Genomic DNA, 8129 nt, shown 5'->3' with positions numbered 1-8129 from the left:
TTTAATAAAGTTAAAAATAAGGGTTTTTTCAGCAAGTAAATGCGATTAAACTCACAATTGTTAACAATAGGTAACGGAGGTAATGTAATGCTTTGATTTAAATTGGATTTAAAATTCAAATTTTCACAAAAATAAACATCAATCCAGCTATAGCGAGCTATAAATGGAGGAACAATCGGGAATAGAGGGCAACAGGTGTGGCCGGCACTGATATAACAGGAAACTCCGTTGTATCGGCCAACAGACAAGAACATCACGATTTATCGATGCCGCTGAAAGGGAGGAGTATCGGTGCTGGGATGGGAGTCATGCTGTTGGTGGTGACCATCAGTTAGCATCATGGGTTTTCTGGCAGTGAAAAGGGGGGCGCTGTATTTAATTGAAAGGACCGGGATAGCACCAAAAGGCGATAATCACGCGGATCGGTCTGCGTGGACGACGGTTAAGGGGGATAGGTGTGAAAATGTTGAATTGCAAAGGTGGTGTGCTTCACCCATTAGTGATTGTTTGGGCACCGCTCACCTGAGCGGTGAAAATCAATCTTCATCAAAGCCGGAATTAAATAACTCAATCACTGCCGCCAGCGCCTGAATTTCATCAGGGCCGGTCGCTTCAACCTCAATCTGACGGCCCTTGGCTGAATCCAGCATCAGCAGTGCAATAACACTGCTGGCCTCAGCTTCGGTACCGCTGTCGTTGCGTAACATTACTTCAGCATCAAAACTCTGAACCAGCTCGAACAATTTCATTGCGGGTCTGGCGTGCATCCCCAACTTGTTTTTGATCTCAACGGTCTGCTTGATTGTCATTATTTACGCTTTTCCAGAGTACGATGGCGTGATTGGACATTTTTGCCGCGAGCGCGGAAATAATCGGCCAACTGTTCAGCGACATAAACCGAGCGGTGTTTACCACCAGTACAACCAATGGCAACCGTCAAATAACTGCGGTTATTGGTTTCCAGCATCGGCAGCCACTGTTCCAGATAGCTGCGGGTCTGATACACAAAGTTATGTACTTCGGTATGGCGATCCAGGAAAGAGATTACTGGCTTATCCAAACCTGTCATTGGGCGTAATTTAGGGTCCCAGTGCGGGTTTGGCAAGAAACGCACATCGAAAACATAATCGGCATCGATGGGGATACCGTGTTTAAAGCCAAAGGACTCAAACACCATCGTCAATTCGCGTTCACGTTTACCCAACAGGCGGGTACGCAGCATCTCAGCCAATTCATGCACTGACATTTCAGAGGTATCAATGATCAGATCAGCCCGTGAGCGCAGAGGCTCCAACAGGTCACTTTCTTCATCAATAGCACTTTCTAATGACAGGTTTTTGGTCGATAACGGATGCAAGCGACGGGTATCGCTATAGCGACGAATCAAAGTATTGCGATCAGCATCCAAAAACAGCAACTGTGGTGAAAAGCTGTCCGGCAGTTGAGTCATGGCATGTTCAAATACCTCAGGTGATTCAGGCATATTACGTACGTCTATGCTCACTGCGGCAGAGATATTCCTATCGGCAAGTGTACTCGCCAATTGCGGCAGCAGAACCACAGGCAAGTTATCGACACAATAAAAGCCCATATCTTCCAATGCGCGCAAAGCAACAGACTTCCCTGAACCGGAACGGCCGCTGACAATCATCAGCACCATGTGAGTAACTCCCCTTGGTATTTATCCCCGTTATCTTTCAAGTTGTAGGCGTGTTGAGTGCTTGCCCACATCTTGAAATTTATTGGGTATACATTAGAACCCTATATTCCGGCTACAAGATCCGGGCATAACGGATAAAATAGTTTCCACTTTCCCAATTACGCCGTTTCCGGTGGTAATTCAGTAATGATTTGATAAAGCTCATCATCACTTTGTGCTGCACGCAGACGCCGACACACTGTTTTATCAGCTAATCGCTTGGCCACTAAAGACAAAGTGTGTAAGTGAGTTTTACATTGATCTGCCGGAACCAACAAGGCAAATAACAGATCAACCGGTTGGTTATCAATAGCATCGAAGGCAATAGGTTGTTCCAGACGGATAAATACACCCACTGCACGCAGTGTGTCTTCTTCCAACTTGCCATGAGGTATCGCGATACCACTACCAATACCGGTGCTGCCCATACGTTCGCGGGTTAAGACAGCATCGAAAACTACCTGTGAAGGTAGGTTAAGTTGCTTGGCAGCCAACTCGCTGATAATTTCCAAAGCCCGTTTTTTACTTGAGCAATGTACGGAGCTTTTGGTGCACTCGATATTTAATACCGAGCTTAATTGCAATGCTGGATCGTTGATCATCTCATCTTTCACTTAAGCGCTGTTTTAAACCGTTTCCAGCGGGGATTCACTCCCGACGCGGGAAACGGTTATGTAGCGAGTGTAGAACCTTTATGGGTGAATATACCCTTTGTACTTGAAACTACAGGGTTGTTCGCTACGTTGACTTACCCGAATCACTGACTTTAGTCAGCTCATCGAGATCAATAAGCCTGCTTGCAGAAATACGATTAAAATCGGCTTCTGGCCGATTTGTCATTCGTTTGCTGCCTACCTGCAACGCCATGTTCTTTGGGTATAACAGTCGCAAGGATTCTTAGTGTTGTTTCAATTTGTCTTTATGTTTGTTCAACTGGCGGGCCAGTTTATCAACCAAAATATCAATTGCGGCGTACATATCCTCCTGCTCTGAGCTTGCGTGCAACTCGCCTCCATTCACATGTACCGTTGCTTCTGCAATTTGTTTTACTTTCTCAACACTTAAAACCACATATACCTGGTTAATGCGATCAAAATATTGCTCAAGTTTGGCAAATTTAGTGGTAACAAACTCGCGTAATGCTTCGGTTATTTCGACATGATGTCCGGTAATATTGAGCTGCATAGTGTCTTCCTTCTCAGTTCAGGTCAAACCAACTGTTTACGCTGATTTGACGGCGGGATGGATAACGACTCTCGGTACTTCGCGACGGTACGCCGTGCCACCATGATGCCTTGTTCACATAATAATGTGGTCAGCTTACTGTCACTAAGAGGTTTAGCAGGATTTTCTGCTGCAACCAATTTTTTCACCAGTGCACGAATTGCAGTGGAAGAAGCTTCACCTCCGCTATCGGTATTGACGTGGCTGGAGAAGAAATATTTTAGCTCGAAAATACCCCGTGGACTGTGCAGGAACTTCTGCGTGGTCACGCGAGAGATTGTCGACTCATGCATATCCACAGCCTGGGCGATATCGGCCAGTACCATGGGTTTCATAAATTCAGGCCCATTCTCAAAAAACGCTACTTGCTGCTCTACAATACAACGCGCCACCTTCAGCAGTGTTTCATTGCGGCTTTCAAGGCTTTTTATCAACCATTTTGCTTCTTGCAAATTGCTACGGATAAACTGCCCGTCACTGTCATTGCGGGTACTGCTACCCATCGCCGCATACTGCTGGTTGATTTTTAGGCGTGGAATGCTATCGGCATTCAGCTCGACCGTCCATTGATCTTTGTCTTTACGCACCAAAACATCGGGAATGACGTACTCGGACTCCCCGGTATTGATGGATTGACCCGGACGCGGATCCAGAGACTGAATCAGGCCGATCGCTTCTTTAAGTGTATCTTCTTTTAGCCGACTCAAGCGGATCATCGTACGGAAATCATGGTTACCCAGCAAATCCAGATAATCGCTAACCACCAGACGTGCTTCGGCAAGATAGGGGGTATCTTTGTCATATTGTGACAACTGTACCAACAGACATTCACGCAGGTTACGTGCCGCGACACCAATAGGATCAAAGTGTTGTATCCGCTTAAGCACCGCTTCTACTTCATCCAGTGCGACGTTCTCGTCCCCCATGCTTTCCAGAATATCTTCCAGTGGCACCGTAAGGTAACCGGTTTCATCGACCGCATCCACGATAGAGGTCGCAATGGCAACATCAGTATCAGAGAATGGGGTTAAATCCACTTGCCACATCAGGTAGTCTTGCAGCGTTTGGGTCGTTTCCCCTTGATAAACCGGCAACTCATCATCGCTATAATCATTGCCCATTCCTGATGGCGTGCCTGCGGTGTAGATCTCATCCCAGGTGGCATCAAGTGGCAACTCTTCAGGCATATCTTTTTGTTCCAGCGCCTCGCGGGTATCAAGCGATTCACTGTCTACGGTCTCTTTTGCATCTATCTCTTCATGAAGATCAGTTTGCTCAAGCAGGGGGTTACTCTCCAGCGCTAACTGAATCTCCTGCTGGAGTTCAAGTGTAGAAAGCTGCAACAAGCGAATAGCCTGTTGAAGCTGCGGAGTCATAGCCAGTTGTTGGCTGAACTTGAGTTGCAAACCTTGCTTCATAATGCGGTATCAATTTTCCTTTATAGATGACGGAATATCCGTCATCTTTCAAATTGCAGGGGTATTGGCTGCCGGTTACTTGGCCGCACCTGCGGGCTAGCATAAATGCTGTTTAAATCGATTTATGACCGATTTTATTGTTTGCCGCCTTTCTGCACCTTGAAATCTATTGGGTATGGGAAAAAGGTCAGAGACGGAATTCTTCACCGAGGTAAACACGCTTAACTTGTTCGTCAGCCAGGATTTCCTGTGGCGTACCGTGAGCGATTAAATGACCCTGGCTTACGATATAAGCCCGCTCACAGACGTCTAACGTTTCACGCACGTTATGGTCGGTAATAAGAACGCCAAGACCACTGTCGCGTAGATGTTCAATAATTTTTTTAATATCGATAACGGAAATCGGATCAACCCCGGCAAAAGGCTCATCCAGCAGAATAAACTTAGGATTTGCCGCCAGTGCACGGGCTATTTCAACACGGCGGCGTTCACCACCGGAAAGCGATTGCCCCAAGTTGTCACGTAAATGGGTGATATGGAACTCTTCCATTAATTCATCAGCCCGTTCCTCACGCTGCTCAGCCGAGAGGTCTTTACGGATCTCCAGCACCGCCATTAAGTTGTTAAATACACTCAGGCGGCGGAAAATAGAGGCTTCTTGCGGTAAATAACCAATACCGCGACGGGCGCGTTCATGGAGAGGCAAGAGGCTGATATCTTCGTCATCAATCACAATACGCCCGGCGTCACGCTGGACAATGCCGACGACCATATAAAAAGTGGTGGTTTTCCCTGCGCCGTTCGGCCCAAGCAGGCCCACTATCTCACCGGATTTCACATTGAGGCTTACGTCTTCGACCACTTTACGGCCTTTGTACGCCTTAGCCAGCTTTTCTGCGATTAATGTTGCCATAAATGATTACTTACTCTTCTTTTGGCCTGAAGCTGCTGGCCCTTTGTCTTGTAATTGGGACGGTAATAACACGGTGGTGACGCGGTTGCCTTTATCACTGAAGGCTTCCATCTGCTGTTTTTTCACCAGATAAGTGATGCGATCACCTTTGATATTACTATCAAGTTGCTCCAGATAAGCATTGCCAGTCAACACCACAAAATCATTTGCGACTTCATAACGCAGTTTCTGCCCATGGCCTTTTACGGGTTTGCCACTGTCTTGCATCTGGTAGAAAGTTACTGGATTACCATAACCTTCAATGACCATTTTGCTTTGATCTCCGCCTGGGCGCGTAACCACGACTTTATCAGCTTTAATCTCAATGGTACCTTGCTTGATAACCACATTGTCGGTAAATGTGACAGTATTGGCCTCCATATCTAACGCTTGTTTAACGGAGTCAACCGTGACGGGCTGATCAGTATCACCCGTTAACGCCAGAGCGGGCAGGCTTGCGGCTAAAAGTGAACTGGCAAGCAAAAAATGACGAAGTTTATTTTTGGATTTCATAAGAGGTTTTAACCTTTTCAATCAGCTCAGCGGTTTTGTCCCGCAAGTTCCCACGCATTTTCATGCCGTTAGATGTGAATCCAACACCAAAGAGGGTAACTTCATCGTCTGAGGATACATCCTGAGTGATCAAATTAACCTGGGCGTTATCGGTTTTAATTTTTTGTAACTGTGCGTCTGGTGTCAGGCTATCAACTTCAACATGACCATACAAATACAGCATCTTATCATTGGTCAGTTTGGCGCGGTCGGCGCGCACTGTCCAAGTGGCGACTGCATTCTCCGCAAACAGAGTCATGACCGGCTTGGTAAACCAGGTTAACTCTTGAGTGCTGAAGTTTTGTACGTCTTCCGCCACCAATTTATAATTCAATTGCCCGACCGGATTGAATACCACGGTCACAGTATGCTGGCTCTGCGAAGAGGGCTCATTATCAGTGGCCACGGTTTGCGTGTCCTGCTGATTAAAGCCGGATATATTCCAGCCAATCAATGCCAAAGCAATCAGTGCCAAGGATAATGTTATCCATAGTCTTGTTTTACTCATATCGACAATCCTTTGGCACCTTCAAGTTTATCTTGAGCTAATAATATCAAATCACATATCTCGCGTACTGCACCGCGCCCGCCATGGATTCGCGTCACATAATGTGCCTTGGGAAGAAGTAACGGATGGGCATCCGCGACTGCAACAGATAACCCAACTTGTGCCATGACCGGCCAATCAATCAGGTCATCCCCAATATAAGCAACCTGCTCAGGCTGGCATGCTAATGCTACCAACAATTCGTTATAGGCCACCAGCTTATCAGATTGCCCTTGATAAAGGTGGGTAATGCCTAAGGTGTTGGCGCGGTCTTCCAGTAATTTTGCGCGACGGCCAGTAATAATGGCCACTTCAATACCTGAGGTTATCAGGCAGCGGATACCATAGCCATCACGCACGTTGAAAGCTTTCAGCTCTTCGCCCTGATTACCCATATAAATCAGGCCGTCGGACATCACACCATCGACATCACAAATCAGTAGGCGAATTTTCGCCGCACGTGACATCACAGTGTCGGCTACTGGTCCATAGCATGTGTCCTGATATACGGTGTCGCTCATTTTACCCTTCTTACTTGACGTTGCAGCGTTGTTAGCTGCTCTCTTTCACCCGAATCACTTGACTATGCAAGCTCATCGGGATGCATTCGTTTGCAGCCTGGCTGCAACCCCAATTAATTTGGGAAACCCTTCTTACTTGACGTTGCGGCGTTGTTAGCTGTTTTATTCACCAGACAGTCCACGGTTAGACCACGCCGGCTCTCAGCATGTCATGCATATGCACCACACCCAGCAACTGATCGCCATCTGCGACCAGTACGGCGGTAATATGGCGCAACTCCATCAGGTTGAGTGCATCCACAGCCAACATGGTTGGAGGGACTCGAATACCGCCACTGGTCATCACATCCGCAATTTTCGCATTATTCAGATCGACACCCAAATCAAATATCCGGCGCAAGTCACCGTCGGTAAAGATACCTTTAATCATCATCAAATCGTCACAGATGACAGTTAAACCCAGATTCTTCCGAGTAATTTCCAGTAACGCATCGCGTAATGACGCATCGGGACTGATGTGCGGGAGCTCTGCACCAGTGTGCATGATATCGCTGATTCGCAACAGTAACTTGCGCCCCAGTGCTCCGCCTGGATGGGAGAGAGCAAAATCTTCTTGCGTGAAGCCTCGAGCCTGTAACAATGCAACTGCAAGCGCGTCCCCCATCACCAAGGTGGCCGTGGTACTGGTGGTCGGCGCCAACCCTAATGGGCAGGCCTCTTGTGGGACCTTGATGCACAAATGAATATCGGCCGCTTTACCCATGCTACTTTCAGGATTATTGCTCATGCAGATTAGCGGAATTTTTTGGCGCTTTAGAACCGGGATGAGAGCGAGGATCTCGTTGGATTCCCCTGAATTAGAGATGGCGAGCACAATATCTTGTGGCGTGACCATGCCGAGATCGCCATGACTGGCTTCACCGGGGTGGACGAAAAAGGCAGGTGTTCCCGTGCTGGCGAAGGTGGCGGCAATTTTGCAACCAATATGGCCAGATTTGCCCATCCCCATAACCACAACTTTGCCATGACAGTTAAATATTGCATCGCAGGCTTTGGCAAAATCGTCATTAATATATTGATCGAGTTGTGCCAGTCCTTCGCGCTCAATCTGTAGCACCTGTTTACCCGCCTGTTGAAAATCCACTCTAGGCAATGAGTTAATACCCGACGGTGAATCAGTTGCTGGCTGTAAATCATAAGAAGACATACTTGGTTC

General features: G+C 47.3%; 10 protein-coding genes. All 10 read right to left on the bottom strand.

All coding sequences use genetic code 11. The annotated features are described in order from the left end of the window. Positions 1–536 precede the first annotated feature (536 nt). Positions 537–809: a PTS phosphocarrier protein NPr gene (gene npr, locus V2A85_RS09130; RefSeq protein ID WP_019212424.1), complete on the bottom strand. Its 273-nt coding sequence runs from the start codon at positions 807–809 to the stop codon at positions 537–539. After that, complete coding sequence (rapZ, locus tag V2A85_RS09125) at positions 809–1660, bottom strand: RNase adapter RapZ (RefSeq protein ID WP_019212425.1); 852 nt, start codon at positions 1658–1660, stop codon at positions 809–811. Before rapZ ends, npr begins: the two co-directional genes overlap by 1 nt. 158 nt (positions 1661–1818) lie before the next feature. Then, on the bottom strand, positions 1819–2301 hold the full coding sequence (gene ptsN / locus V2A85_RS09120) for a PTS IIA-like nitrogen regulatory protein PtsN (RefSeq protein WP_032906970.1): 483 nt from the start codon (positions 2299–2301) through the stop codon (positions 1819–1821). A 295-nt stretch (positions 2302–2596) separates the two neighbouring features. Continuing rightward, a complete protein-coding gene (gene hpf, locus V2A85_RS09115) occupies positions 2597–2884 on the bottom strand; it encodes a ribosome hibernation promoting factor (protein ID WP_004392031.1) in 288 nt (95 codons plus the stop codon). Between the two features lie 23 nt (positions 2885–2907). Beyond that, positions 2908–4341 carry an RNA polymerase factor sigma-54 gene (gene rpoN, locus V2A85_RS09110; protein ID WP_083162264.1) on the bottom strand — a complete coding sequence of 478 codons (1434 nt, stop codon included), beginning with the start codon at positions 4339–4341 and terminating at the stop codon, positions 2908–2910. A gap of 187 nt (positions 4342–4528) precedes the next feature. Beyond that, complete coding sequence (gene lptB, locus V2A85_RS09105) at positions 4529–5254, bottom strand: LPS export ABC transporter ATP-binding protein (protein WP_372560432.1); 726 nt, start codon at positions 5252–5254, stop codon at positions 4529–4531. A 6-nt stretch (positions 5255–5260) separates the two neighbouring features. Next, positions 5261–5806 carry a lipopolysaccharide ABC transporter substrate-binding protein LptA gene (lptA, locus tag V2A85_RS09100; protein ID WP_050087620.1) on the bottom strand — a complete coding sequence of 182 codons (546 nt, stop codon included), beginning with the start codon at positions 5804–5806 and terminating at the stop codon, positions 5261–5263. Then, complete coding sequence (gene lptC / locus V2A85_RS09095) at positions 5790–6353, bottom strand: LPS export ABC transporter periplasmic protein LptC (protein WP_083162268.1); 564 nt, start codon at positions 6351–6353, stop codon at positions 5790–5792. Before lptC ends, lptA begins: the two co-directional genes overlap by 17 nt. Next, complete coding sequence (gene kdsC / locus V2A85_RS09090; RefSeq protein ID WP_083162270.1) at positions 6350–6913, bottom strand: 3-deoxy-manno-octulosonate-8-phosphatase KdsC; 564 nt, start codon at positions 6911–6913, stop codon at positions 6350–6352. The genes lptC and kdsC overlap by 4 nt, the downstream gene beginning before the upstream one ends. Before the next feature lie 184 nt (positions 6914–7097). Continuing rightward, positions 7098–8120 carry an arabinose-5-phosphate isomerase KdsD gene (kdsD, locus tag V2A85_RS09085; protein ID WP_227746579.1) on the bottom strand — a complete coding sequence of 341 codons (1023 nt, stop codon included), beginning with the start codon at positions 8118–8120 and terminating at the stop codon, positions 7098–7100. Between the last annotated feature and the right edge of the window lie 9 nt (positions 8121–8129).

This window comes from Yersinia sp. 1252 StPb PI, assembly GCF_048593885.1.
Lineage (GTDB): Bacteria > Pseudomonadota > Gammaproteobacteria > Enterobacterales > Enterobacteriaceae > Yersinia > Yersinia enterocolitica_E.
Note: the sequence above shows the minus strand (reverse complement) of the source record. Positions and strands in the feature narration are given on the sequence as shown.

What these genes read in the sequence shown, in the direction of transcription:
- npr (WP_019212424.1), bottom strand. Translation starts at nt 809, where the DNA reads ATGACAATCAAGCAGACCGTTGAGATCAAAAACAAGTTGGGGATGCAC.
- rapZ (WP_019212425.1), bottom strand. Translation starts at nt 1,660, where the DNA reads ATGGTGCTGATGATTGTCAGCGGCCGTTCCGGTTCAGGGAAGTCTGTT.
- ptsN (WP_032906970.1), bottom strand. Translation starts at nt 2,301, where the DNA reads ATGATCAACGATCCAGCATTGCAATTAAGCTCGGTATTAAATATCGAG.
- hpf (WP_004392031.1), bottom strand. Translation starts at nt 2,884, where the DNA reads ATGCAGCTCAATATTACCGGACATCATGTCGAAATAACCGAAGCATTA.
- rpoN (WP_083162264.1), bottom strand. Translation starts at nt 4,341, where the DNA reads ATGAAGCAAGGTTTGCAACTCAAGTTCAGCCAACAACTGGCTATGACT.
- lptB (WP_372560432.1), bottom strand. Translation starts at nt 5,254, where the DNA reads ATGGCAACATTAATCGCAGAAAAGCTGGCTAAGGCGTACAAAGGCCGT.
- lptA (WP_050087620.1), bottom strand. Translation starts at nt 5,806, where the DNA reads ATGAAATCCAAAAATAAACTTCGTCATTTTTTGCTTGCCAGTTCACTT.
- lptC (WP_083162268.1), bottom strand. Translation starts at nt 6,353, where the DNA reads ATGAGTAAAACAAGACTATGGATAACATTATCCTTGGCACTGATTGCT.
- kdsC (WP_083162270.1), bottom strand. Translation starts at nt 6,913, where the DNA reads ATGAGCGACACCGTATATCAGGACACATGCTATGGACCAGTAGCCGAC.
- kdsD (WP_227746579.1), bottom strand. Translation starts at nt 8,120, where the DNA reads ATGTCTTCTTATGATTTACAGCCAGCAACTGATTCACCGTCGGGTATT.